A 24,616-nucleotide genomic window follows, 5' to 3' on the forward strand; every position below is an offset into this window, starting at 1 on the left:
TATGTGCATGAGTTTGCTTAAGTTAATGTACTACGCTCTCTATTAACTGTAATACAGTTTGAGTTATTCGCCTTTTACTCGACGCTCAATCGCATCCATCAGCTTGCCTGTGATTGAGATATCAAAAGCTGCTTCAATTTCGCGAATACAGGTTGGGCTGGTGACGTTGATTTCTGTTAGCTTGTCGCCAATTACGTCAAGGCCAACAAAGATAAGGCCTTTTTCTTTCAATGTCGGAGCAACGGTTTGCGCAATTTTGAGGTCGGTTTCGCTTAGCGGACGAGCTTCACCAGTACCACCAGCGGCTAGGTTGCCGCGCGTTTCGCCTTTAGCAGGAATGCGTGCTAGACAGTAAGGCATAGGTTCGCCATCTACCACTAAGATACGTTTGTCACCGTTGCTGATATCTGGCACGAAGGTTTGCGCCATTGCGTAGTTTTGACCGTGGTTAGTCAATGTCTCGATGATCACAGAGACGTTTGGATCGTTTTCTTTCACACGGAAGATGGACGCGCCACCCATACCATCAAGCGGTTTCAGGATGACATCACCATGTTTTTCACGAAATTCTTTAATTTTTTCTGCTTTTCGCGTCACGATCGTTGTAGGTGTCAGCTCTGGGAACCATGCTGTAAACAGCTTTTCGTTACAATCACGTAAGCTTTGAGGCTTGTTAACGATCAGTGCACCTTGTTCTTCTGCACGCTCAAGGATGTAAGTCGCGTAGATGTATTCAGTATCAAACGGAGGATCTTTACGCATTAGCACCGCGTCTAGCTCAGACAGTTCGATAGTTTGCTCTGATTTGAACTCGTACCAACCGTTTGGATCTTCTTTTAGTTCCACCACTTTAGTATCTGCAATGGCAACGCCTTGATCGAGATGCAGATCATTCATTTCCATGTAGTGGATTTCATAGCCGCGTCGTTGCGCTTCAAGCATCATGGCAAAGCTAGAGTCTTTTTTGATGTTAATGGACGAGATTGGGTCCATTACGATACCGAGTTTGATCATTATTTTTCTCCGTTTAACCAAGATCGCCGAAACGAACTTGTAAGGCTGTAATTGCTGTCAGAGCCGCTGTTTCGGTGCGCAGAACGCGAGGGCCGAGTAGCGTTTCTTCAAATTGGTATTCTCGAGTCATCTCGATCTCTTCAGACGATAAACCGCCTTCAGGACCGATCAGTAGGCGCACTTTTTCAACCGGGGTTGGCAAAGTGTTGATTGAGTATTTAGCACGAGGGTGAAGGTTAAGCTTTAAACCATCGTACTCTTCTTGACACCACTCTTCCAAGCTCATAATTGGACGAATTTCGGGCACGACATTACGCCCACATTGCTCACAGGCACTGATGGCGATTTTCTGCCATTGCGCGAGTTTTTTCTCAAAACGCTTTTGGTCAAGCTTGACGCCACAACGTTCAGAAATCAGAGGAGTGATGGTATTGACGCCAAGTTCAACAGACTTTTGGATGGTGAACTCCATCTTATCGCCACGTGAAATGACTTGACCAAGGTGCAGATCTAAAGGGGATTCAATACTGCTTTCTACACGCTCGGTGATGTTAACCAAAACTGATTTCTTGCTGACTTCACTGATAACCGCTGGGAACTCTGCGCCACTGCCGTCAAAAAGGAGAACGTCTTGGCCTTCTTTCATGCGCAAAACACGACCGATATGGCCTGCTGCGTCGTCACTTAAAGCAAGTGAGCCAAGTTGATGAATGGTTTCTGGATGATAAATTCGAGGGGTACGCATGAGATTTCCAGCAAGAGAATAAACTTAAACCCTAACATGGATGCTTTGCACCGAAAAAACAAGGGGCAAGAAGCGTTTCAATATCAGTAATTGAAACGCTTCGAGGTCGGAGGTTACAGTGCGCGGCAGGCTTCTTGAACAAATGGGTTGTGATTGCCCTGTACTTTTGCAATGCGCTCGTCACGCTCACATTCCCATTTATCGACAGGATAGGTTTTGTTCCAAGCACTCATTAATTGCGTTTGCTGCTTCGACAGTTTGAAACCGTACTCTTTGCTCATGTATAGATAGGTGCGAGCAATTGAGCCACGCGCACGGTCTGGTGGCATGACTTTACGCTGCTTAAAGTTCACTTGCATCTCACAGCGACCATAACTCACGCCATCCATACCGTTCCATTGGCTGAAGTTGTAGTTCGAACGGTCACCGTTTACTTCACCAATAGCAGGAGTTAGGTTGTGTAAGTCTGCTTCCATCAAACGAAAAGTTTTGTCTTTTTTCTTACAGTTTTTACGTCCGCCATCTTGCCAGCATTGACGCTGGTGGCCAAATTGCCACGCAGGAACAACGTGCTCCCATTCGATTCGTGCAGCCCGTTTTTCTTGTTTACGGACTTGGTAACCGCAAGAGGCTAAATCGGGTAAGCCTTTCTTGCCTTGCCATTGAATGTTACAGCCACAGTAGAAGCTTGTTGGGTGGTCTTGATAAATTTTGACCGCCTCACGTTTGGCTGCAGAGAATGAGCTCGGTGGCGCGGCAATCGCAGTGCTAGAAAGCGCGATAAGCAACAGAGAGAATAAGTATTTCATGATAAAAGTCTTTATAAAGTATGACTTTATTCATGATAACACGCATAAAATAGCTTTAGTGATGAGTAAGTTAACAATAAGTGGCGAAGGGAAGGTTTTGATCAACTCGATCTTTATTTTGGGAACGCAAGTAACACTATGAGGTAAGGGCTACGATAACTGAATGCCGGTGAAGTTAAGTGGTTGGCGGCATTTTTGACAAGAGTACGTCGCCTCTTTGCGCAGTACTTTATTATGACGGCGAATCGATAGAGGGTAGGTCATACAACCACAACGATACTCAAAGGTTTTACCTTGAACGGATTTTACTTCAAAGTTGTGAGTGGTTTTGGCTGGTACGTTAAATACGGCTTCCATGACGCCTTTCCATTCTTTGCCGTGAGGCCTAACTCGCCCGTAAACCTGATAAGTAATCAGGTGTGCTACTTCATGAGGAATGACTTCATCTAAGAATGCTTGGGTGTTTTCGCGAAATAAAACAGGGTTTAGGCGTACTTGATTTAATTGAAGGTAGGCCTTTCCTGCCGCTTTCCCACGGACGTCGAAGGTGATTGTTGGAATCGGGAAAGAACGTTTGAAAGCTTGTTCTGCCATCGCGATACAGCCCGCCATCACTTGCTTGGCTTTATAGCTGAGTTCTATATCCACAATTCACCTCGATAAATCAAATAAAAAAGCCCCCGCATTTGCGAGGGCCAGATCATAGCATCAGTTAATTATGGTGTGTGTTTTTTCTTGATGGTGGCATGGTAAGCGTGCCATGTACCGTAGCCTAGAATTGGCATGGTAAACAACATTCCGATCCCGTAGGTCGCAAAGCCGATAAGAATACCGCCACAGATGATCGCTGCCCAAACAATCATTGCTGGAATGTTGGATTTCACTGCATTAAAGCTGGTAAATACAGCGGTCATCATGTCTACGCGACGCTCCATCATGAGAGGAATAGAAAAGGCTGAAATGCTAAACACCACACAAGCCAAAACAAAGCCAACTAAAGAGCCGATGACAAGGAAGGGTAGGAACTCACTTAAAGGTGCCCCTTGAACAGAAGGGTAGAGTGCATGAAGTAGAGCGGCAATGCGCATCCAAAATATCATACACACTGCGAGTAACACGGCGAACGCCCATTGAGATGTTGAGTTACGACCGATCGCTTTCATTGAATGGAACAAGCTTGCTTTGTGTCCGCGCTCTCTCTCCCAACTGGCATCATACAAGCCCAGCGCGAGAAACGGACCGATTAACATGTAAACAATCAAACTGGGCATGACGACTAAGTGTGTGCCTTGCCACTGTACGAGCAAAACAATGCCTATCGCAGCAGCCATAAAACAGATGCCATAGAAAGCACTAATAAGCGGCATTCGCACGAAATCATGCAGACCTAATGCGAGCCAATGAAAAGGTGCAGAAAGATTGACCGTATTGCACGGTATGGTTCTGGCGTATTCGTTGTCTGGCACTTCCTTTCGCTTGTTGTGGAAGTCCGATGGATTAACAGTTCGAGGCATAACTCCTCCTTGATTTATTCCCACATTATCCGCTTATACCAACTGACAGCGGTTTTTGTTCAGTCAAACTTGAAGCGACTTTTTCAAGTTTACATCTGAGCATTGGCTTAGTTTGGTATCGGCCATAAAGATGCCTGACTCATGTCTTTACTTAAGTGTGCTTCCACAGTCGCCAGCATCCGACGTCTCTATTTAAATTGGAGTTAACAATATTTTAACTATTGGCGGAGATGGGATAATTTACAAATAATTGCTTAAAATTTATTCGGTATAAAAAATGAGGGAGAAACAGGACTGCTTTGTGGGTCAGGGCGGTATGAGCCGAAATAGCTGGATAAAAGTTGCTGAAAATAAAAAGCCCCCGCCATAGGCGAGGGCTTGATTGATTCTTGCTTGGCTTGATTATTTGATGCCAGCGAAATCGCGTAGAAGTGCAGCTTTGTCTGTCGCTTCCCACGGGAATTCTTCACGACCGAAGTGACCGTATGCCGCTGTCTTCTTGTAGATAGGTTGAAGAAGGTTAAGCATTTCTTGTAGACCGTATGGACGTAGGTCGAAGAATTGACGAACCGCTTCAATGATGATGTCGTGAGGTACTTTCTCAGTACCGAACGTTTCCACCATGATAGACGTTGGATCAGCAACACCGATTGCGTAAGAAAGTTGGATCTCACAACGGTCAGCCATGCCTGCCGCTACGATGTTTTTCGCTACGTAGCGTGCTGCGTATGCTGCACTACGGTCAACTTTTGATGGATCTTTACCAGAAAACGCACCGCCACCGTGACGAGCTGCGCCGCCGTAGGTATCTACGATGATCTTACGACCAGTTAGACCACAGTCACCCATAGGACCACCGATTACGAAGCGACCGGTTGGATTAATGAAGAAGTTTGTTTCTTTGTTGATCCACTCAGAAGGTAGCACTGGCTTAATGATCTCTTCCATTACCGCTTCACGCAGGTCTGAAGTTGAGATTGAATCACAGTGTTGAGTTGAAAGAACAACCGCGTCGATACCAACGATGTTACCTTGATCGTATTGGAATGTTACCTGAGATTTTGCATCAGGACGCAACCAAGGTAGTGTGCCGTTTTTACGAACTTCTGCTTGCTTTTGAACAAGACGGTGAGAGTAAGTAATTGGCGCTGGCATTAGTACTTCAGTTTCGTTACAAGCGTAACCAAACATGATGCCTTGGTCGCCTGCACCTTGTTCTTTAGGGTCAGCTTTATCAACACCTTGGTTGATATCTGGCGACTGTTTACCGATTGTGTTTAGTACCGCACAAGAATCTGCGTCAAAGCCCATATCTGAATGTACGTAGCCGATTTCACGAACGGTTTCACGAGTTAACTCTTCGATGTCTACCCATGCTGAAGTCGTGATTTCACCACCCACCATTACCATACCGGTTTTAACGTAAGTCTCACATGCAACACGAGCCTTTGGATCTTGCTCTAGAATCGCGTCAAGAACCGCATCAGAAATCTGGTCTGCAATTTTATCTGGATGACCTTCTGATACTGACTCAGAAGTAAACAGGTGCTTAGCCATGTTAGCTCCACTATATCTGGTTTAAAACTGGGGAATGATAAACTCTCCAGCGCAAATTAATACTAATTTTTGTAGGTGTATCTACATCTAGACGTCTATTCTAAATTTGATTGCTCGAATTACAAGCTCTTTTTTGGTTTTTGTTATAACCAAACGTTTGCCTGATTTATTGATAATTTTAAGAACTTCGAACGATTTGGCGCGAAAGGTGCAATATTTGTGAGGTTTTGGACTGGAAAACGTTTGCACACCCAACAGGGCTTTGAGAGAATTATGACCTACTTTTCGTTTCGCTTAATGTACTCAGGAGCAGACATGTCGTCTCGTAAACATCTTGCCAATGCAATTCGTGCTCTAAGCATGGATGGTGTTCAACAAGCTAACTCAGGCCACCCAGGCGCACCAATGGGTATGGCTGATATCGCTGAAGTTCTTTGGCGCTCTCACCTAAACCATAACCCTTCAAACCCAGAGTGGGCCGACCGCGATCGCTTTGTGCTGTCAAACGGTCATGGGTCAATGCTTATTTACTCTCTACTGCACTTAAGCGGTTACGAGCTATCTATTGACGATCTGAAAAACTTCCGTCAATTGCACTCAAAAACCCCAGGTCACCCAGAGTACGGCTACGCGCCTGGTATCGAGACAACAACGGGTCCTCTAGGTCAAGGCATCACTAACGCTGTTGGTATGGCGATCGCAGAGAAAGCACTAGCGGCACAGTTCAACAAAGAAGGTCACGATATCGTTGACCACTTTACGTATGTGTTCATGGGTGACGGCTGTCTAATGGAAGGCATCTCGCATGAAGCATGCTCTCTTGCTGGGACGTTAGGTCTAGGCAAACTGATCGCGTTCTGGGATGACAACGGCATTTCTATCGACGGTCATGTTGAAGGCTGGTTCTCTGACGATACACCTAAGCGTTTTGAAGCGTACGGCTGGCATGTAATCCCAGCGGTCGATGGTCACGACTCAGACGCGATCAACGCAGCAATTGAAGCAGCAAAAGCGGACCCACGTCCTACGCTTATCTGTACCAAAACAATTATCGGTTTCGGTTCTCCTAACAAGTCTGGCTCACACGACTGTCACGGTGCACCACTAGGTCACGATGAAATCCAAGCGGCTCGCGAATACCTAGGTTGGGAGTACGGCCCATTTGAGATCCCGGCAGATGTTTACGCTGAGTGGGATGCAAAAGAAGCGGGCGCCGCGAAAGAAGCAGCTTGGAATGAAAAATTCGAAGCATACGCTGCAGCTTACCCTGCTGAAGCGGCAGAGCTTAAACGTCGTCTAAACGGCGAACTTCCTGCACAGTGGGAAGAAAAAGCGAACCAAATCATTGCTGATCTTCAAGCAAACCCAGCGAACATTGCATCACGTAAAGCATCGCAAAATGCACTAGAAGCGTTTGGTCAAATGCTTCCTGAGTTTATGGGTGGTTCTGCTGACCTAGCGCCTTCTAACCTGACCATGTGGTCTGGTTCTAAGTCTCTAGAAACGGAGGACTTCTCTGGCAACTACATCCACTACGGTGTACGCGAATTCGGTATGACTGCTATCATCAACGGTATCGCATTGCACGGTGGTTTCGTTCCTTACGGCGCAACATTCCTAATGTTCATGGAATACGCTCGTAACGCAATGCGTATGGCTGCGCTGATGAAAATTCAGAACATCCAAGTTTACACGCATGATTCGATCGGTCTTGGCGAAGATGGCCCAACTCACCAACCTGTTGAGCAAATGGCGTCTCTACGTGTGACTCCAAACATGAGCACATGGCGCCCATGTGACCAAGTTGAGTCTGCAGTTGCATGGAAACTAGCGATTGAACGTAAAGACGCACCAACTGCACTTATCTTCTCTCGTCAAAACCTAGCGCAACAAGAGCGTACTGCTGAACAAGTCGCAGACATCGCGAAAGGTGCTTACATCCTGAAAGATAGCGAAGGTAAGCCTGAGCTAATCCTTATCGCAACAGGTTCTGAGGTTGAGCTTGCAGTGAAAGCCGCTGAGCAACTAACTTCAGAAGGCAAGAAAGTACGCGTTGTTTCAATGCCATCAACAGACGCATTCGACAAACAAGACGCTGCTTACCGTGAATCTGTACTGCCATCAGACGTAACGGCACGTATCGCTATTGAAGCGGGCATTGCGGATTTCTGGTACAAGTACGTAGGCTTCGACGGTCGCATCATCGGTATGACAACATTCGGTGAATCAGCACCTGCTGGTCAGCTATTCGAGATGTTTGGCTTCACGACTGAAAACGTAGTGAACACAGCTAAAGAATTGCTAGCGTAATTGCAGGACCATCTAAACAGTCGAACGTAAACGACAACTGTTAGATGCTAAAGTTAGAAAGGCCATCATTATGATGGCCTTTTTATTTTTGTCAGGTTTTCCAACCTTGTGGAATGCTTTGGTGAATGCAGTCTAAAAGTACGGATAAGCGCAGTGGTGGTCGTCCTGCTGGTGTATAGCAGTTAATGGAAATAGGCTCAGAAAGCCAACCTTCTAAGCAAGGTGTGATTCGCCCTGGGTGATGTTTCTCATAGCCGCATGCTGTCCAAGTCGGCAGCAGTCCAATACCATGACCATTCGCGATACTGTCTATTTGCATTGCTATGTTGTCGCTGTATAACCGACTAACAAAGGGTTCTAAAAAGAACTCACCGTGTTGAGGGTGTGCTAGCATCAATCCATTTTCTTGCACTGAACCAAAATCGATCCATGGATGTGCTTCAAGTTCTTTGGGGTGCGGTATAGGCCCATGTTGTTTTAGATAATTTGGAGAGGCAAAAGGCGTATAGCGAAATACCCCCAGCACTTCTTTTCGCCAGTCTAGCTCTTTACGTTCACCGAGCCAGATGAACAAATCTGGGTCATGGTGCGCTTCAGAAAAGTCACTGGTAAGTTGAACTCTAACATCGGGATTATCAGCAAGAAAACGATTGAGTACGCCGCCGAGCCAGCTTCTAACTAAGGCAGTGTGACAAACAATATGCAGTGGCCCTGAAACTTGGTTCGTTAAACCTTGGAGTGCATCATAACTCTCTTCACTTAACTCAAGAATCTGGCGGCTGTAGTGGGCAAAGATTTCTCCAGCTCTTGTCAGAACTAATCTATTACCTTGTCTGGCGGTTAGAGCCTGACCGAAGTCTTCTTCTAATTGTGCCAAGCGACGACTTAGCGTTGATTTTGGCTGATTAAGGGCTTTAGCAGCTGCTGTCAAACTTTTATGATGATTGAGCGCATCAAAGGCTCTAATTGATGCTAAGTCGTGCATATTTCTTTTACTCCTTACTGCGTTATGTACGAGTTCCATAAATGGAAAGAACCGTTCCATAACTCTCACTATGCATCTCATTCTATTTGTGAATAATTCACTTTCGAAAATAATAATCATTATCAATTATGGAGATGTAGATGTCTACTCTTAGACTGCCAGTTATTACCGCAACTGGTATTTTAGCCTTCGTCAGTGTCCCTCATGTTTTTGCCAATGATGCAGTTTCTAAAATGGAAACAGTGGTTGTAACTGCATCAAGCTACGAGCAATCTCAAGCGGACGCGCCTGCAAGTATTAGTGTGATTTCACGTGAGGAGTTGGACTCTCGTTATTACCGCGATGTGACTGATGCACTAAAAAGTGTACCAGGTGTTGTCGTGACAGGTGGTGGTGATACCACCGACATTAGTATCCGTGGTATGGGTTCTAAATACACTTTGATACTGGTCGATGGTAAGCGTCAAAGCACGCGTGAAACTCGTCCAAATAGTGACGGTCCTGGTATCGAACAAGGTTGGTTACCTCCTCTTCAAGCGATTGAGCGAATAGAAGTTATTCGTGGCCCAATGTCGACGCTTTACGGTTCTGATGCGATTGGTGGTGTGATTAACGTCATCACACGAAAAGATGCGCTAGAGTGGACGGGTAATGTTCAACTGGGCACGGTACTACAAGAGAATAGCCGCTCAGGTGGAGAGCAGAGCGCGAACTTTTTCGTTAATGGTCCGTTGGCTGAAAATTTATCTCTCCAAGTATATGGTCAGTACACAACCAGAGAAGAAGATGACATCGAATACGGTTATGAAGATAAAGATATGCAGAGTATCTCTTCAAAACTGACTTACCAGATTAATGAGCGCCACTCGGTACAATTAGAAGGTGGCACGTCGGCACAAAGTCGTCGTGGAAATGTGGGCCTTTCAGTGCCGACCACTGGGTGTCGTGGAGGGTGTGAAGATTCACTGAATGAATATCGTCGTAATTACGTAACGGTAAGCCACAACGGTGATTGGGATTCGATTGGCATTTCAGATACTTACTTACAGCGAGAAGAGAGCGAGAACAAATCTCGTGAGATGACGATCACCAACACCACGTTCAAATCGAGCTTGGTGACTGGTATCGGAAACCATACGTTGACGACGGGTGTGGACGCCACTCATGCAGAGCTTGAGGATTTCACCTCCAACAAAGCGTCATCGAAGACTGAAACATCGAATACGCAGTGGGCTGTTTTCATTGAAGATGAATGGAGAATTGCTGATCCGTTTAGCGTTACGCTTGGCGGCCGTCTAGATCATGACGAAAACTATGGCGCGCATTTTAGTCCGCGTGTTTACGGTGTATGGCGAGTTGATCCGTCTTGGACGGTGAAAGGCGGTGTGGCAACAGGTTTCCGTTCTCCACAATTACGTGAAATTACTCCTGGCTGGGCGCAAGTCAGTGGTGGCGGTAATATCTACGGTAACCCAGATCTTGACCCTGAAACGTCGCTAAACAAAGAAATCAGCGTCTTGTATCAAGGTGATTCTGGCTTAGATGTCTCTTTGACAGCGTTCCATAACGAATTCAAAGACAAGATCACACGTGTTGTTTGTCCAGACACTATCTGTACTGATGGTCCAAACCAATGGGGCGCAGATCCAACGTACCGTATTAACGTGGATGAAGCCGTCACACAAGGTATTGAAGCGACCTTAGCATCGCCGTTAACGGAAACCATTTACCTTAGCTCGAGCTACACATTTACCGACTCAGAGCAAAAAACAGGTGAATACAAAGGCATGCCGCTGCAGCAGTTACCAAAGCATCTGTTTAATGTGGATGTGACTTGGCAAACGACAACAGATCTAGAGAGCTGGGCGAAAGTCACGTACCGAGGTAAAGAAATGGATCCGGTTACTGGCCCATCAAGAAACAGTATTGTAGAACCAGCTTATACCTTTGTGGACGCCGGTGTGACATACCAGTTAACCGACAATACTCGTATTAAAGGCGCTATCTATAACTTGCTGGACGAGGAAATCAGTTACGAAGAATATGGATATATTGAAGATGGTCGTCGCTACTGGTTAGGTTTAGACGTCGCATTTTAATTATCTATCGTTGTAATAAGGTCGAGCATAGTCTCGACCTTTTTTAATCCTGCTTTACTTTGATTCAACAGGTGCGTTTGTCAGCCTGATCAGGTAGTATCTGTGACACGAAATTTTTGGTAGGGCGAAGGATAAATGCTAAAGGTTGCGATCAATGGATTTGGACGTATAGGTCGTAATGTTCTGCGAGCGGTGTATGAAAGCGGAAAACACCAGCAGATCAAGGTTGTGGCGGTAAACGAACTAGCACAGCCAGAGGCGATGGCACACCTACTGCAATATGACACCAGTCATGGTCGCTTTGGTAAAAAAATTTCCCATGACCAAGAACATTTGCATGTTCATCATGACAGCGGTGAATATGATTCCATTCGCATTCTCCACCTCTCCGAAATCGAATTACTTCCTTGGCGTGATTTAGAAGTTGATATCGTCTTGGATTGCACTGGCGTATTTGGTTCGCAAGCGGATGGGCAAGCGCATATAGAAGCAGGCGCGAAGAAAGTACTGTTTTCGCACCCGGGCGCAAACGACCTAGATAATACGATTATCTATGGCGTGAACCACGAAACTCTGAAAGACGAGCACCGTGTTGTCTCCAATGGCTCTTGCACCACCAACTGTATTGTTCCCATCATTAAAGTATTAGACGAAGCCTTCGGCATAGAGTCTGGCACCATTACGACAATTCATTCGTCCATGAACGATCAACAAGTAATTGATGCGTATCATAACGACTTACGCCGTACCCGCGCTGCAAGCCAATCTATTATTCCGGTGGACACTAAGTTGCATAAGGGGATTGAAAGAATCTTCCCGAAATTTTCCAACAAATTCGAAGCAATTTCTGTTCGTGTTCCAACGGTTAACGTCACTGCAATGGATTTAAGTGTCACAATTAGTACAAATGTGAAAGTTAATGACGTAAATCAAACCATTGTTAACGCATCTCAGTGTACATTACGTAACATTGTTGACTATACTGAATCGCCACTCGTTTCCATCGACTTTAACCACGACCCCCATAGTGCGATTGTGGATGGAAGCCAGACTAGAGTGAGTAACGGGCAACTCGTAAAAATGCTCGTTTGGTGCGACAACGAATGGGGCTTTGCTAACCGGATGCTGGATACTGCCTTAGCAATGCAAGCTTCTTCGCAAGTGGAACAGTAATGACGAAGAAGTGATGGAGAATTTTTATTTCAAGCCTTGAAATAAATCCATAATATCTCCATATCTATAACCAGTTTGAAGAATTAACAGGCTTGGCAGGGTTGCCGAGTTTTCAAAAACTTTAATTATTAAATATTTGAGAGGACACATCATGTCTGTAATCAAGATGACTGACCTGGATCTTGCAGGTAAACGTGTATTTATCCGTGCTGACCTAAACGTGCCAGTAAAAGACGGTAAAGTAACTTCGGATGCACGTATCATCGCATCTCTTCCAACTATTAAGCACTGCCTAGAAGCAGGCGCTAAAGTAATGGTTACGTCTCACCTAGGTCGCCCAACTGAAGGTGAATACGCTGAAGAGTTCTCTCTACAACCAGTTGTTAACTACCTAAACGACGCACTAGATTGCGAAGTGAAGCTAGCAAAAGACTACCTAGATGGCCTAGAGCTAAATGCGGGTGAACTTGTTGTTCTTGAAAACGTTCGCTTCAACAAAGGCGAAAAGAAAAACGACGAAGAGCTATCTAAGAAATACGCAGCACTATGTGACGTATTCGTAATGGACGCATTCGGTACGGCTCACCGTGCTCAAGCATCTACTCACGGCGTTGGTATGCACGCAGACGTAGCATGTGCTGGTCCTCTACTAGCGAACGAACTAGAAGCGCTAGGCAAAGCAATGGACAAGCCAGCTCGTCCAATGGTTGCTATCGTAGGTGGTTCAAAAGTTTCTACTAAGCTAACGGTTCTTGAGTCTCTATCTAAAATCGCTGACCAACTCGTTGTTGGTGGTGGTATTGCTAACACATTCATCGCAGCTGCTGGCCACAACGTTGGTAAGTCTCTATACGAAGCAGACCTAGTTGAAACAGCTAAGAAGCTAATGGACGAGTGTGCAATTCCAGTAGCAACTGACGTTGCATGTGCGAAAGCATTCGACGAGAACGCAGAAGCTGAAATTAAGCACGTTTCTGAAGTACAAGACGACGACATGATCTTCGACCTTGGTCCAGATTCAACAGCTGAACTAGCTGAAATCCTTAAAAACGCTAAGACTATCCTATGGAATGGTCCAGTAGGCGTATTCGAATTCAAGAACTTCGAAGCAGGTACTAAAGGTATCTCTGAAGCTATCGCAGCTTCTGAAGGCTTCTCTGTTGCAGGCGGTGGTGACACGCTAGCAGCTATCGACAAGTTCGGTATCAAAGCGGATGTATCTTACATCTCTACTGGCGGTGGCGCTTTCCTTGAGTTCGTAGAAGGTAAAGTTCTTCCAGCAGTAGAAATGCTAGAAGCACGCGCTAAGTAATTAAAGCAAAGCGGGGGAGTGATTCTCCCGCTTTCTTGTTTGCTGCAACGTGTGAGGAACTCTGCTAGAATAGCCTCAGTTGTGAGCAAACGTTTGCAAGATTTTCAACTTAACAAGTTTTGTTTAAAAACGACAGATAAATAGGATTACATCCATGTCTAAGATCTTCGACTTCGTAAAACCAGGTGTTATCTCTGGCGATGACGTTCAGAAAGTATTTGAAGTTGCAAAAGAAAACAGCTTTGCACTTCCAGCAGTAAACTGTGTGGGTACTGACTCTGTAAACGCAGTACTTGAAGCAGCTGCAAAAGTTAAAGCTCCGGTTATCGTTCAGTTCTCTAACGGTGGCGCTGCTTTCTTTGCTGGTAAAGGTCTAAAACTTGAAGGTCAAGAAGCTCAAATCCTAGGTGCTGTTGCTGGTGCGAAATACGTTCACGCTGTAGCTGAAGCTTACGGTGTTCCAGTAATCCTACACACTGACCATGCAGCTAAGAAACTACTTCCTTGGATCGACGGTCTACTAGACGCTGGTGAAGAGTACTTCGCGCAAACTGGTAAGCCACTGTTCTCTTCTCACATGATCGACCTTTCTGAAGAGTCTCTAGAAGAGAACATCGAAATTTCTGCTAAGTACCTAGAGCGCATGGCTAAAATGAACATGACTCTAGAAATCGAACTAGGTTGTACTGGTGGTGAAGAAGACGGCGTTGACAACTCTGATATGGATGCGTCTGAGCTATACACTTCTCCAGAAGACGTTGCATACGCATACGAGAAACTAAGCGCAATCAGCCACCGTTTCACTATCGCAGCATCTTTCGGTAACGTACACGGCGTATACAAGCCAGGTAACGTTGTACTAACTCCAACTATCCTACGTGATTCTCAAGCGCACGTTTCTGAGAAATTCGGTCTTCCAGCGAACTCTCTAAACTTCGTATTCCACGGCGGTTCAGGTTCTTCTCTAGAAGAAATCCGTGAATCTATCGGCTACGGTGTAATCAAAATGAACATCGATACTGATACACAGTGGGCTACTTGGGATGGTATCCGTAAGTTCGAAGCTGAAAACCACGATTACCTACAAGGCCAGATCGGTAACCCAACTGGTGAAGATGCACCAAACAAGAAGTACTACGATCCACGCGTATGGCTACGTGCAGGCCAAGCTTCAATGGTTACTCGTCTAGAGCAAGCATTTGCTGACCTTAACGCAGTTGACGTACTATAATCGTTACTGATTAAGTTACTTAAAAACCCGCTCTTTGAGCGGGTTTTTTTATGTCTATCACTTTCTTCCCCGCTGCTTTCTCCCGATATTTTTATGCGTTAGGTTGTATTTGCTAGTGAGATATCTCACCTTTAACGTTTTTTTAAAGAAAACATGGGAATATCAGTCTTAAGAGTGGCGAAATCAGAGTGCATTGCGTAACCTGTAACAAGTCAGTGTCAGAAAGCTCTGATAAAGTCTTGTTTTGCATATCTTTGCGAAACTCTGACTTTGAAAAAAGTCAGAGTTGGGATATTGTGCCAAAAATCTGACACTGTTCAGTGGAGCAATAGGGATGTTGTTTTAGAAAAGAGCCTTTAAAAAACAAGGTTCATAAATTAACGGCAATTGGATTTATATCTCTTTATTTTTGAGGATAAGAATTATGGCAGGTGAATCGGTGGGTATCGATACCACTTTAACGGATGGTCTAACTCAGGCTGAAACTTGGCTGACAAACAATTCAGATCTACTGGTTCAGTACGGTGTGAACATTATCTCTGCGCTGCTTATTCTGTTTATCGGTAATCTTATCGTTAAGGCAGTCGCTGGTAGTGTTTCTAAAGTACTAGAAAAGAAAAACATGGATAAGGCCGTCGTTGAATTTATTCACGGTCTTGTTCGTTACTTGCTATTTGTAATCGTGCTAATCGCGGCTCTTGGTCGATTAGGAGTTCAAACCGCTTCTGTTGTTGCTGTGATTGGTGCGGCAGGTCTTGCTGTTGGTCTTGCACTACAAGGTTCACTATCAAACTTTGCAGCAGGCGTACTTATTGTTGCGTTCCGTCCATTCAAATCAGGCGACTACGTAGAAATCGGTGGTGTAGCGGGTAGTGTTGAAGCAATTCAAATCTTCCAAACCGTTCTAAAAACACCAGACAACAAAATGGTTGTTGTGCCTAACTCTTCAGTTATCGGCGGTGCCATTACTAACTACTCTCGCCATGCGACACGACGTGTCGACCTAGTGATTGGTGTTTCATACAAAGCAGACCTTAAACTAACGAAGAAAGTGATTCGTGAGACGCTAGAGAAAGATCCACGTATCTTGAAAGACCCAGATATCACAATTGGTGTACTTACGTTAGCAGACTCTTCAGTTAACTTTGTGGTTCGTCCATGGGTGAAAACTGCAGATTACTGGGGCGTATACTTTGATGCAATGCAAGGTATTAAAGAAGCATTGGATGAAAATGGTATCGAGATTCCATTCCCACAAATGGATGTTCACCTGAACAAAGTCGACGCTTAATCAAAAGCAGTCGATATTCAAAAGCGAGGCCAATAGGCCTCGCTTTTTTATACTTCGTAAAGGGTGTGATGACCAGCAAGTAAGAGGCGTTTTAGATGTTTACCTGCAAATCCAAATGTGAACTCAGGTAAGCCAGGCGTATAGAGCAACTCTTGATGTTGATAGAGATTGGTATCAACAATGATAGTGATGTATTCCGGTAAGCCTATTGGGCAAACCGCGCCGGGTACGCAACCTAACACTTCGACCATTTCATCGTCATTACAAATAGAGGGACGTTTACCTGTAATCGCTTTAATCTGCTTGGCATCGAGGCGCGAGTCCTTATCTGTCAGATAAACCGCGTAACCTTGTCCTTTGAGTGTTAAAAAGAGGCTTTTGGTATGCGTACCCGTCCAACCAAGCTCTCTCGCAATGCGTATATCTGTCTCAAAGTCTAAGATGGCTTCGTGCTGCCATTCCCGAAAAGGAATAGAGAGCGCGTTGAATCGCTTTCTATTGTTGTTATAAATACGTTTTAGTGACTCCATGTCTTTGCTGCCTTACTACCTGGCGATTACCAATACTTATCAATAAGCTCACTCGCTAAGATATACGCTATTGTGAACATCATCATTGCGATTGCAATGTCGATGGTTTTTTTCACTTTTGGTTGAGAGAGTGTTGGACCTAGTTTGGCTGCTCCTATCGATAAAGTGTAGAACCAAACAAAGGAAGCCATAATCGTACCTAGTGCAAAAGCAATGCGATCATGGCCTTCAAATTGTCCACCGATCGAACCTAGAATAACGACTGTATCTAAATATAAGTGCGGATTAAGCACAGTGACAGCTAACGCACCTAGAATAACTGTTCGACGACCTCGAGCTACGATCTCCCCTTTTGATTCCGATTCACTCTCTGGCTTAAAAGCACTTTTTAGCGAGAGCAGTCCATAGAAGCTCAAGAAAGCAATACCACCAAGTGTCACCGACGTCAGTAAGATTTCATTTTGAGACAGAATTGCACCACCACCAAAGATACCTAGAGAGATGAAAATCATATCTAGCACGCTACAAATAGTGGCGGTTGTTAGGTGGTGGTTACGCTTTATGCCTTGATTCAAAACATACGCATTTTGCGCGCCGATCGGAATGATCATTGATGCTCCTAAACCAAAACCTTGCAATAGAACCCACAAGCTCACACTTCACCTCACTTCAAAATAACAAATACATTTACATAGAGGGGAAAGATAAAGCGTTTATCTAAATAAGTATAATTAATGATTTTAATCTTACATTAGATAGACTAATTTAACGGGAGGCGTTTGATCTGGAGTGAGAGGGAAGGTATGCGAGGGTTAGATTACAAATGGATTGAGGCATTAGACGCTATAGTTTATCAGGGTAGCTTTGAGCGTGCTGCTGAGCATTTATTTGTTTCTCAATCCGCCATTTCTCAACGTATCAAGCAGTTAGAGAAGTTTCTCGCGCAGCCTGTTTTAATTCGAAGCCAGCCACCTAAGCCAACGCCAATTGGTAAAAAATTGTTGGGTCTTTATCGGCGAGTACGCTTGCTAGAGCATGAAATTCTCCCCGAACTAAAGAATGATACCAGTACGCGACCTGTGCAACTCTCTTTAGCGACTAATGCAGATAGCCTTGCAACATGGCTACTGCCAGCGCTGCAAAATGTTATGAAGCAGCGTCAAGTTGAACTAAAACTGACTATCTATGGTGAATACCGCTCTATTGAAAAACTCAAAAGTGGCGAAGTGACAGGAGCGATCAGCTTGGAGTCCCAGCCAATCCCCGGATGCAGAGCAGACTATTTAGGTCGCATCGATTATGTTTGTGTCGCGAGCCCAGAGTTCTATCAGCGTTATTTTTCTAAAGGTGTAAATAATCAGACATTGACAAAAGCACCGGCCGTTTCATATGACCAATATGATGATCTACATAAAACATTTCTTACCGAGCATTTTAACGTCAATCCTGACAGCGTTATTCATCACAACATCAGTAGTTCTGAAGCGTTTCTAAAAGTGGCGTTAGCTGGTGTTGCTTATTGCTTGATCCCTCGCTTGCAAATTACCGACGAATTAGACAGAGGTGTGTTGGTTGATGTGACTCCAGGTTTTTTAATGTCCCATCGGATTTATTGGCACCACTGGCAGTTAGAAACTGGGGTACTACAAGAAATCTCACATGCGATAGTGGGGTATGCGCAGCAGCATCTACCTCAATAAGTTTGTCAGAGCTGCATATCGTTAACTTAAGTGTGTTTTATTTAAAGATTACGCCAATGTTACATAGTCAAAGTTGTGTTAGAAGTCACTATGGGTGCTTGGATAATCGGCGGAAGTTTCTATTATGAAACCACACGCTTTCTCAGCCATGATAGTGATGTTGGAATCTGAGATTAAGTACTTAATTTTGTATGGATGGATTTATTGAATGAAATTGTATTCATTTTTGCTGGCTTCAGCACTCAGCCTTACCAGTGCTTCAGTTTTGGCGAATACGCCAGAGTTTGCTCATGTTACGACAACGGGGTATGGCGAAGTGACGGCCACACCTGATATGGCTACGTTTTCTGTAAAAGTAGTCGATACGACAATGACGGCTGAACAAGCGAAATTGTCCGTAGATAAAACCGTTGAAGAGTTTCTAAAAAGCTTATCGGATGCCGGCTTGTCAAAAGACAATATTACTAGCTCGAATTTATACCTTGCTCCTCAGTACCATTACCCTAAATCAGGGAAAGCAGAACTTGTTGGGTATCGAGCATCTCGCAGTATTGATGTCACGGTGACGGATCTGAAAAACCTTAACCAATACCTAGATATGGCGTTAGAAGCGGGAATTAATCAGGTTGATAATATTCAACTTAAGGTAAGCAACCAAGCCGAGTATCAGCAAAAGGCACGAATGGCTGCGATTAAGGACGCAAGAGAAAAAGCAGGGTCATTAGCGACTGGTTTTGAGAAAAAGTTGGGCGATGTATGGCAGATCAATTACAGACAGATGCACGTTCAGCCTGTGTTAATGCGTTCAATGGCGATGGATAGTAAAGAAGGAGCGAATAGCTACCAAGATTCAACTATGATCATTCGCGATCAAGTCGATGTCATTTATAAGCTAAAGTAAGGCTTAGCAAACAGTAAAAAGCAAAAGGCAGGGAGTCATAACCCCTGCCTTTGTCGTTTCTGTTTCACTGTTTAGTGAAGGATACGGGCACGGATTGTGCCTTCAATGTTTTTGAGCTTTGTTAGAGCTTCTTCTGAGCGCTCAGTTTCAACGTCGATCACTACGTAGCCTATTTCAGCGGCTGTTTGTAGGTACTGCGCGGCAATGTTAATGCCTTCTTCAGCAAAGATGGTGTTGATCTGAGTTAGGATACCAGGACGGTTCTTGTGGATATGAAGCAGACGAGAACACTCACCACTGTGTTCTGGTAATGACACTTCAGGGAAGTTTACGCTTGAAAGTGTCGAGCCGTTATCAGAGTACTTAGCCAGTTTACCCGCCACTTCTAAGCCGATATTCTCTTGCGCTTCTTGCGTTGAACCACCAACGTGTGGAGTGAGGATGACGTTATCGAATTTTTGTAAAGGAGACTCGAACGGGTCAGCATTCGTTTTTGGTTCAGTTGGGAATACATCAATTGCAGCGCCGGCAAGGTGACCAGCTTCTAAGCTATGGCAAAGTGCAGGAATATCCACAACGGTGCCACGTGCCGCGTTGATAAAGATGGAACCTGGTTTCATTCGAGCAAATTCAGCTTCACCCATCATGTTTTTCGTTTCCGGTGTTTCGGGAACGTGCAAAGAAATCACATCACATTTGTTCAGTAGTTCACTCATGGTATGTACTTGCGTCGCATTACCAAGGGACAGTTTGTTCTCAATATCGTAGTAGTAAACGCGCATACCTAAGTTTTCGGCAATAATACCAAGCTGAGTACCAATGTGACCGTATCCGATAATGCCAAGGTACTTACCACGAGCTTCGTAAGAGTTGTCTGCACTTTTCTTCCAAATACCGCGATGTGCAAGTGCATTCTTTTCAGGAATACCACGCACTAGTAAAAGGATTTGCCCAAGTACAAGCTCTGCCACGCTTCGAGTGTTAGAGAATGGTGCATTAAAGACAGGAATACCGCGTTTTGCTGCTGCGTCTAGGTTTACTTGGTTAGTACCAATACAAAAACAGCCAATTGCAACCAGCTTGTTCGCCGCATTGATTACCTCTTCGGATAGGTTCGTACGGGAGCGGATACCAATGAAGTGTACGTCTTTTACCGCTTCAATTAGTTCTTCTTCCGGAAGGGAACCTTTATGGTATTCAATGTTGGTATAACCAGCTGCTTGAAGAACTTCAACTGAAGAAGGGTGGAGTCCCTCTAACAAGAGGATCTTAATCTTTTCTTTTTCCAGTGAAACTTTGGCCATTTTTTCTCGTCCTTAAAATGGAAAGGTGGGCTAATGTGGCGCACATTGGACAAAACTATTAAAAAGGGGATAATTAACAGTTTTGTAGGAAGACAAACGTTTCCCTGTGCGTCTTCTGTTCAATAAAGTAACAAAAAAAAATTGCTTTGGGTAAGAAAATTACGGAATAAGAGATAATTTTCTTATAGAAAGGAATAAAAAACGGTGCCTTGCAGCACCGTATGTAATGAAATAACAGAAAAGTGAACCAGATAGGTTCATTTTGGGCTGTTACTTATTCTTCAATTTTTGCACCTTCTGGTGTGCCAGTGATCACTACGTCTGCACCACGATGAGCGAAAAGACCCACAGTCACCACACCAGCGATGCCGTTTATTTTGTCTTCCATTTCTTTCGGGTTGGTAATTTGCATATTGTGCACATCCAGAATCACGTTGCCGTTGTCAGTCACAACGCCTTCACGGTAAGCTGGATCACCACCTAGTTTTACCAATTCACGAGCCACGTAAGAGCGTGCCATTGGGATTACTTCAACAGGCAATGGGAACTGGCCAAGTACGTCAACTGCTTTAGTGCCGTCAACGATACATACGAACTTATCAGAGATTGCTGCGACAATTTTCTCACGAGTCAGAGCCGCGCCGCCGCCTTTGATCATTTCACGTGCTGGGTTGATCTCATCTGCGCCATCAACATACACATCCAGCTTCATTACATCGTTACACTCGTATACTTCAATACCAAGCTCTTTAAGGCGCTCAGTTGAAGCGACAGAGCTAGACACTGCACCTTTAATATCATCTTTGATAGTGCCTAGTGCATCGATGAAGTGATTCACGGTAGAGCCAGTACCAACACCGACAATGCTGCCTTTCTCAACATATTTTAGTGCTGCCCAACCAGCCGCTTTTTTCATTTCATCTTGAGTCATGCCAATCTCCTGAATAGATGTTCGTTAACGTTTGCGGGCGTGATTATAGCGGCTTACTTGTCACTTTCCCATTGCCATATTTGGCTTGGGGTCACGATCTTAGGTAATGGAATGTCCCAGCTTTCAATTGGTAAGCGTTCTACATGTTGGCAGTCATGAGCGATACCAACAGGTTTAGCTCCCTCTCCAGTTATAAACCAACGTGACAGAGTACGATCGTAGTACCCTCCGCCCATGCCTAAGCGGTGTCCGATACTGTCGAACCCAACTAAAGGCGTGCAGATTAAATCAAGCTGGCGAACGGGTTTGAGGTGTCTGATATCGAGCTTGGGCTCTAAGATGCCGTACTTGTTGTAGACGAGCTGTTCATCACTTATATACTGAAGAAACAGTAACTGACCTTTAGAAAAGGGGTGGATGACGGGCAGATAAACCGATTTTCCCTGTTGCCATAACCATTCAATGAGCGGTTTAGTATCAAGCTCACCGTCTGCAGAAAGGTAGATGGCAATATGTTGCGCCTGATCGATTTCAGGAAGTTGGGAAAATTGAGTAATAAGGTCGATTCCCGCTTGGTATTGTGTATCACTGCACAGAGCGTTGCGCTTTTCACGAATCAGTTTGCGGAAGTCTTGTCGAGAGAGGTCTGACATAGAGAGAATACCCCAGGGTGCCGTTGAGGATTGTGGCCCTTGAACCAGCTGGTTCAAGGCGGATCAGCAATGACAACCGTAGGCTTCTCGGTGCATGCCGAGCTTGCTCAATAGTTACCAAATACTAACCCTTAGGTATTGCTTATCGGCTCAGGGACTTAAATCCTGCTGACGCACACCCCAGGGTAAATTTTGTATTTACTGCTGTCCTTGCGTAACTTTGCTTAGTGCGTTCTCTAAAGACGCGGTGAGCTTTTCCATTCGCTCAGTAATTTCTTGCTGTTGACCATTGGATTCGTATGACTTGGTGTGCAACTCATAGCAAATATTCAATGCAGCAAAGGTCAGCAGTTGGATTTCATTGGTTACCTTAGTACGTTCGCTCATTTCTTTCAATCGGCGATCCAGATCTTTTGCCGCTGCAACAAGAGACTCTTCTTGTCCTGTCGGACAATTCACTCGTGTAAGTTTGCCTAATATTTCAACGTCGATCGCTTGATTGCTCATGATGAATAAACTCTATATTCGCGCTATCTAAGGTGTTGCTTCATACAACTACCGAGGAGCAAACTATAGGAAAACCGCTATTAAGATTCAAGCATTTCCCATCACAGAAAGAGAAATGATGACGAGATCACACAGGAATTGGGCAAATTGAACAAATGCTGTCCAAAATTGAATTTGATAGCCGTTTCAGACCACTAACCTTGATGGTAGGATATACCAATACATTATTACGTAAGAATGAGCCAAGTTATGAGTGAAATCACCCTTCCTGAATACCAATCTATTGCTGCTGAACTGCAATCGGCAAGCCTAGCAGTGACACCGGCGGAGTTACATGGCTTATTTGTTGGCATGTTAAGTGGTGGATTGGCGATCAATGATCAAACTTGGCAGCCGATTCTTTTTGACTACACCAATGATGGGATGGGGTGGCCCTCGACAGCACTCACTTTTGCTCAGAGCATATTCAACGTTACTGTTAATGAGCTTACTGGCACATCAATGGAGCTGTCTTTACTATTGCCAGATGAGCCGGGCGAAGAAGGCTTATTCGCATTAGCCGACAGTGTGTCCGACTTTGTAAACCACTTTATTTCTGGGTTAGGTCTAGCAGGCGTTGCGCTTAATAAAGCATCTGATGACGCTAAAGAAGCACTGGCTGACCTAGAAGAGATTGCCAAATTAGGCATCGATGAAGATGACGATCTTGGTGAACAAGCGCAATTGCTAGAGCAAGTGATTGAGCACATCAAAGCTTGTGTACTAACGATTCATGCTGAATTTGGTGTTCGCCCTGAAAGCAGCGACAAAAAACCTACTATTCACTAATCGTAGACTGTCCAGAGGTTAGTATGAAGCAATATGATGTAGTCATTGCTGGTGGTGCCATGGCTGGTGCAACGTTAGCATTGGCGATTGACCATTTGTCTCAGGGAAAGCTCCGCATTGCCGTTGTTGAGCCTTTTAAAGCACAATCAGATATGCACCCTGGTTTTGACTCTCGCTCAATCGCATTGTCTTACGGTACTGTCAATCTGTTGCGTCAACTACAGCTCTGGACTTCGTTAGAACCGTTTGTCACACCTATTGAACATATCCACGTTTCTGACCGCTCTCATGCTGGGATGACGGAGATTACCAAGCAAGAGGTTGGGGTTGAAGCTCTAGGGTATGTTGTAGAATTAGCCGATGTTGGGCGTGTATATCAAGAATTATTAGACAGTAGCGAGTCAATTACGCTGTTTTGTCCTGACTCCGTTACCGATATCGAGCGCGAGCAAAACTGTACCCATGTGACGTTGAAAAGTGGTGAGCAACTTGAAGCAAAACTGCTGGTGGCTGCAGATGGTGCTGTTTCGACCTGTTGTCAGAAAATTGGTCTAGAACTTTCTGAGCAAGATTTTGAACAAGTGGCTGTCATTGCCAATATTGTGACTCAAGAACCTCATCAAGGTAGAGCCTTTGAACGTTTTACTGAAAATGGCCCTGTTGCTTTATTGCCAATGAGTGACAATCGAATGTCCTTAGTTTGGTGTTTGCACCCTGAAGAAGCCCAAGCCGTTCTTGAGTTATCTGATCAAGCATTTCTCCAGCGTTTACAGAACGATTTTGGTTGGCGTTTAGGCGCGATGAAAAAAGTGGGGCGTCGTGCAAGTTACCCATTGCTTCTTCGCCATCGAAAGCAAAATATTTCACATCGCTTTGCGATTGTTGGAAATGCGGCGCAAACGCTGCACCCGATAGCTGGACAAGGTTTTAATCTCGGTATTCGCGATGTAGTCTCACTAGCAGAAGAAATTGTGCAGCAAAGTGAGGATGTGGGTCTTTATCAAGGCCTGATGCGCTTTAGTCAACGTAGAGAAGCAGATCGAAGCGAAACTATTTGGCTAACCAGTGCCTTAGTGCATGTTTTTTCAAATGATTTACCCGCGATGCGAATTGGCCGAAATACTGCCTTAGCAGCGATGGATAACCTTTCTATTTTTAAGCAGCCGCTACTACGCCATACACTTGGCTTGGTAAAACGATGAACGGCCGCACTGAATTAGGT

General features: G+C 44.7%; 23 protein-coding genes and 1 other RNA gene. 10 read left to right on the forward strand and 14 right to left on the reverse strand.

Annotated features, from left to right (window positions below; genetic code table 11):
• Positions 1–63: 63 nt before the first annotated feature.
• From gshB to metK, 6 genes are all read right to left on the reverse strand, one after another.
• Positions 64–1,014 (reverse strand): glutathione synthase, encoded by a 951-nt coding sequence (gene gshB / locus UQW94_RS10035; RefSeq protein ID WP_005381021.1) that lies wholly within the window; start codon positions 1,012–1,014, stop codon positions 64–66.
• A 13-nt stretch (positions 1,015–1,027) separates the two neighbouring features.
• The gene (rsmE, locus tag UQW94_RS10040) at positions 1,028–1,759 is read right to left on the reverse strand and encodes a 16S rRNA (uracil(1498)-N(3))-methyltransferase (protein WP_154205024.1); all 732 of its coding nucleotides are present in this window, start codon (positions 1,757–1,759) and stop codon (positions 1,028–1,030) included.
• Positions 1,760–1,872: 113 nt separating this feature from the next.
• Positions 1,873–2,568 (reverse strand): deoxyribonuclease I, encoded by a 696-nt coding sequence (endA, locus tag UQW94_RS10045; protein ID WP_025768831.1) that lies wholly within the window; start codon positions 2,566–2,568, stop codon positions 1,873–1,875.
• A 150-nt stretch (positions 2,569–2,718) separates the two neighbouring features.
• Entirely contained in the window at positions 2,719–3,216 is a 498-nt protein-coding gene (locus UQW94_RS10050; protein ID WP_054866486.1) for a SprT family zinc-dependent metalloprotease, read from the reverse strand.
• 68 nt (positions 3,217–3,284) lie between these two features.
• Positions 3,285–4,082, reverse strand: coding sequence for a DUF2189 domain-containing protein (locus UQW94_RS10055; RefSeq protein WP_005381026.1), 798 nt, complete (start codon positions 4,080–4,082; stop codon positions 3,285–3,287).
• Between the two features lie 402 nt (positions 4,083–4,484).
• On the reverse strand, positions 4,485–5,639 hold the full coding sequence (gene metK, locus UQW94_RS10060; protein WP_005384541.1) for a methionine adenosyltransferase: 1,155 nt from the start codon (positions 5,637–5,639) through the stop codon (positions 4,485–4,487).
• Positions 5,640–5,954: 315 nt separating this feature from the next.
• On the opposite strand from metK, the gene tkt reads away from it, so the two are divergent.
• Complete coding sequence (gene tkt, locus UQW94_RS10065; protein WP_005381028.1) at positions 5,955–7,949, forward strand: transketolase; 1,995 nt, start codon at positions 5,955–5,957, stop codon at positions 7,947–7,949.
• Positions 7,950–8,040: 91 nt separating this feature from the next.
• Here the strand turns inward: tkt and UQW94_RS10070 are convergent, their stop codons facing one another.
• Positions 8,041–8,934 carry a LysR family transcriptional regulator gene (locus UQW94_RS10070; RefSeq protein WP_322142220.1) on the reverse strand — a complete coding sequence of 298 codons (894 nt, stop codon included), beginning with the start codon at positions 8,932–8,934 and terminating at the stop codon, positions 8,041–8,043.
• A gap of 140 nt (positions 8,935–9,074) precedes the next feature.
• Here UQW94_RS10070 and UQW94_RS10075 point away from each other — a divergent pair, with 140 nt between their 5' ends.
• The 5 genes from UQW94_RS10075 (at position 9,075) to mscS (ending at position 16,040) form a co-directional block, all read left to right on the forward strand.
• Positions 9,075–11,033, forward strand: a complete 1,959-nt coding sequence (locus UQW94_RS10075) for a ligand-gated channel protein (RefSeq protein ID WP_005380999.1) — start codon at positions 9,075–9,077, stop codon at positions 11,031–11,033.
• Between the two features lie 135 nt (positions 11,034–11,168).
• Complete coding sequence (gene epd, locus UQW94_RS10080) at positions 11,169–12,206, forward strand: erythrose-4-phosphate dehydrogenase (protein ID WP_005384545.1); 1,038 nt, start codon at positions 11,169–11,171, stop codon at positions 12,204–12,206.
• A gap of 151 nt (positions 12,207–12,357) precedes the next feature.
• Complete coding sequence (locus UQW94_RS10085; protein ID WP_005384547.1) at positions 12,358–13,518, forward strand: phosphoglycerate kinase; 1,161 nt, start codon at positions 12,358–12,360, stop codon at positions 13,516–13,518.
• A 154-nt stretch (positions 13,519–13,672) separates the two neighbouring features.
• Complete coding sequence (gene fbaA, locus UQW94_RS10090) at positions 13,673–14,749, forward strand: class II fructose-bisphosphate aldolase (RefSeq protein ID WP_005380996.1); 1,077 nt, start codon at positions 13,673–13,675, stop codon at positions 14,747–14,749.
• A 424-nt stretch (positions 14,750–15,173) separates the two neighbouring features.
• Positions 15,174–16,040 (forward strand): small-conductance mechanosensitive channel MscS, encoded by an 867-nt coding sequence (mscS, locus tag UQW94_RS10095; RefSeq protein WP_005380995.1) that lies wholly within the window; start codon positions 15,174–15,176, stop codon positions 16,038–16,040.
• 47 nt (positions 16,041–16,087) lie between these two features.
• Here mscS and UQW94_RS10100 read toward each other — a convergent pair whose 3' ends face one another.
• Complete coding sequence (locus UQW94_RS10100) at positions 16,088–16,570, reverse strand: YbaK/EbsC family protein (RefSeq protein WP_322142221.1); 483 nt, start codon at positions 16,568–16,570, stop codon at positions 16,088–16,090.
• Positions 16,571–16,596: 26 nt separating this feature from the next.
• Positions 16,597–17,226, reverse strand: a complete 630-nt coding sequence (locus UQW94_RS10105) for a LysE/ArgO family amino acid transporter (protein WP_031780897.1) — start codon at positions 17,224–17,226, stop codon at positions 16,597–16,599.
• 147 nt (positions 17,227–17,373) lie between these two features.
• Between UQW94_RS10105 and UQW94_RS10110 the strand changes: the two genes are divergently transcribed.
• Both UQW94_RS10110 and UQW94_RS10115 read left to right on the forward strand, forming a co-directional pair.
• The gene (locus UQW94_RS10110) at positions 17,374–18,270 is read left to right on the forward strand and encodes a LysR family transcriptional regulator ArgP (protein ID WP_213872881.1); all 897 of its coding nucleotides are present in this window, start codon (positions 17,374–17,376) and stop codon (positions 18,268–18,270) included.
• A gap of 208 nt (positions 18,271–18,478) precedes the next feature.
• On the forward strand, positions 18,479–19,171 hold the full coding sequence (locus tag UQW94_RS10115) for an oxidative stress defense protein (RefSeq protein WP_005384550.1): 693 nt from the start codon (positions 18,479–18,481) through the stop codon (positions 19,169–19,171).
• Between the two features lie 71 nt (positions 19,172–19,242).
• Here UQW94_RS10115 and serA read toward each other — a convergent pair whose 3' ends face one another.
• The 5 genes from serA to UQW94_RS10140 all read right to left on the reverse strand — a co-directional run bounded on the left by serA (position 19,243) and on the right by UQW94_RS10140 (position 22,566).
• Positions 19,243–20,475 (reverse strand): phosphoglycerate dehydrogenase, encoded by a 1,233-nt coding sequence (serA, locus tag UQW94_RS10120; RefSeq protein WP_322142222.1) that lies wholly within the window; start codon positions 20,473–20,475, stop codon positions 19,243–19,245.
• A 274-nt stretch (positions 20,476–20,749) separates the two neighbouring features.
• Entirely contained in the window at positions 20,750–21,406 is a 657-nt protein-coding gene (gene rpiA / locus UQW94_RS10125) for a ribose-5-phosphate isomerase RpiA (RefSeq protein WP_005380982.1), read from the reverse strand.
• Positions 21,407–21,459: 53 nt separating this feature from the next.
• The gene (locus UQW94_RS10130; RefSeq protein WP_005384552.1) at positions 21,460–22,059 is read right to left on the reverse strand and encodes a 5-formyltetrahydrofolate cyclo-ligase; all 600 of its coding nucleotides are present in this window, start codon (positions 22,057–22,059) and stop codon (positions 21,460–21,462) included.
• 5 nt (positions 22,060–22,064) lie between these two features.
• Positions 22,065–22,249, reverse strand: a non-coding RNA gene (ssrS, locus tag UQW94_RS10135) — 6S RNA.
• A gap of 8 nt (positions 22,250–22,257) precedes the next feature.
• On the reverse strand, positions 22,258–22,566 hold the full coding sequence (locus tag UQW94_RS10140; RefSeq protein WP_005384553.1) for a cell division protein ZapA: 309 nt from the start codon (positions 22,564–22,566) through the stop codon (positions 22,258–22,260).
• A gap of 249 nt (positions 22,567–22,815) precedes the next feature.
• Between UQW94_RS10140 and UQW94_RS10145 the strand changes: the two genes are divergently transcribed.
• The gene (locus UQW94_RS10145) at positions 22,816–23,394 is read left to right on the forward strand and encodes a YecA family protein (RefSeq protein WP_005380976.1); all 579 of its coding nucleotides are present in this window, start codon (positions 22,816–22,818) and stop codon (positions 23,392–23,394) included.
• A gap of 23 nt (positions 23,395–23,417) precedes the next feature.
• A complete protein-coding gene (gene ubiH, locus UQW94_RS10150; protein WP_258586506.1) occupies positions 23,418–24,596 on the forward strand; it encodes a 2-octaprenyl-6-methoxyphenyl hydroxylase in 1,179 nt (392 codons plus the stop codon).
• Positions 24,597–24,616 lie beyond the last annotated feature (20 nt).

It is taken from the genome of Vibrio sp. PBL-C16 (genome assembly GCF_034321865.1).
GTDB lineage: Bacteria > Pseudomonadota > Gammaproteobacteria > Enterobacterales > Vibrionaceae > Vibrio > Vibrio alginolyticus.

Bases quoted from the DNA above. Each gene is read 5' to 3' on its own strand.
- gshB (WP_005381021.1), bottom strand. From the start codon at position 1,014: ATGATCAAACTCGGTATCGTAATGGACCCAATCTCGTCCATTAACATC.
- rsmE (WP_154205024.1), bottom strand. From the start codon at position 1,759: ATGCGTACCCCTCGAATTTATCATCCAGAAACCATTCATCAACTTGGC.
- endA (WP_025768831.1), bottom strand. From the start codon at position 2,568: ATGAAATACTTATTCTCTCTGTTGCTTATCGCGCTTTCTAGCACTGCG.
- UQW94_RS10055 (WP_005381026.1), bottom strand. From the start codon at position 4,082: ATGCCTCGAACTGTTAATCCATCGGACTTCCACAACAAGCGAAAGGAA.
- metK (WP_005384541.1), bottom strand. From the start codon at position 5,639: ATGGCTAAGCACCTGTTTACTTCTGAGTCAGTATCAGAAGGTCATCCA.
- tkt (WP_005381028.1), top strand. From the start codon at position 5,955: ATGTCGTCTCGTAAACATCTTGCCAATGCAATTCGTGCTCTAAGCATG.
- UQW94_RS10070 (WP_322142220.1), bottom strand. From the start codon at position 8,934: ATGCACGACTTAGCATCAATTAGAGCCTTTGATGCGCTCAATCATCAT.
- UQW94_RS10075 (WP_005380999.1), top strand. From the start codon at position 9,075: ATGTCTACTCTTAGACTGCCAGTTATTACCGCAACTGGTATTTTAGCC.
- epd (WP_005384545.1), top strand. From the start codon at position 11,169: ATGCTAAAGGTTGCGATCAATGGATTTGGACGTATAGGTCGTAATGTT.
- UQW94_RS10085 (WP_005384547.1), top strand. From the start codon at position 12,358: ATGTCTGTAATCAAGATGACTGACCTGGATCTTGCAGGTAAACGTGTA.
- fbaA (WP_005380996.1), top strand. From the start codon at position 13,673: ATGTCTAAGATCTTCGACTTCGTAAAACCAGGTGTTATCTCTGGCGAT.
- mscS (WP_005380995.1), top strand. From the start codon at position 15,174: ATGGCAGGTGAATCGGTGGGTATCGATACCACTTTAACGGATGGTCTA.
- UQW94_RS10100 (WP_322142221.1), bottom strand. From the start codon at position 16,570: ATGGAGTCACTAAAACGTATTTATAACAACAATAGAAAGCGATTCAAC.
- UQW94_RS10110 (WP_213872881.1), top strand. From the start codon at position 17,374: ATGCGAGGGTTAGATTACAAATGGATTGAGGCATTAGACGCTATAGTT.
- UQW94_RS10115 (WP_005384550.1), top strand. From the start codon at position 18,479: ATGAAATTGTATTCATTTTTGCTGGCTTCAGCACTCAGCCTTACCAGT.
- serA (WP_322142222.1), bottom strand. From the start codon at position 20,475: ATGGCCAAAGTTTCACTGGAAAAAGAAAAGATTAAGATCCTCTTGTTA.
- rpiA (WP_005380982.1), bottom strand. From the start codon at position 21,406: ATGACTCAAGATGAAATGAAAAAAGCGGCTGGTTGGGCAGCACTAAAA.
- UQW94_RS10130 (WP_005384552.1), bottom strand. From the start codon at position 22,059: ATGTCAGACCTCTCTCGACAAGACTTCCGCAAACTGATTCGTGAAAAG.
- UQW94_RS10140 (WP_005384553.1), bottom strand. From the start codon at position 22,566: ATGAGCAATCAAGCGATCGACGTTGAAATATTAGGCAAACTTACACGA.
- UQW94_RS10145 (WP_005380976.1), top strand. From the start codon at position 22,816: ATGAGTGAAATCACCCTTCCTGAATACCAATCTATTGCTGCTGAACTG.
- ubiH (WP_258586506.1), top strand. From the start codon at position 23,418: ATGAAGCAATATGATGTAGTCATTGCTGGTGGTGCCATGGCTGGTGCA.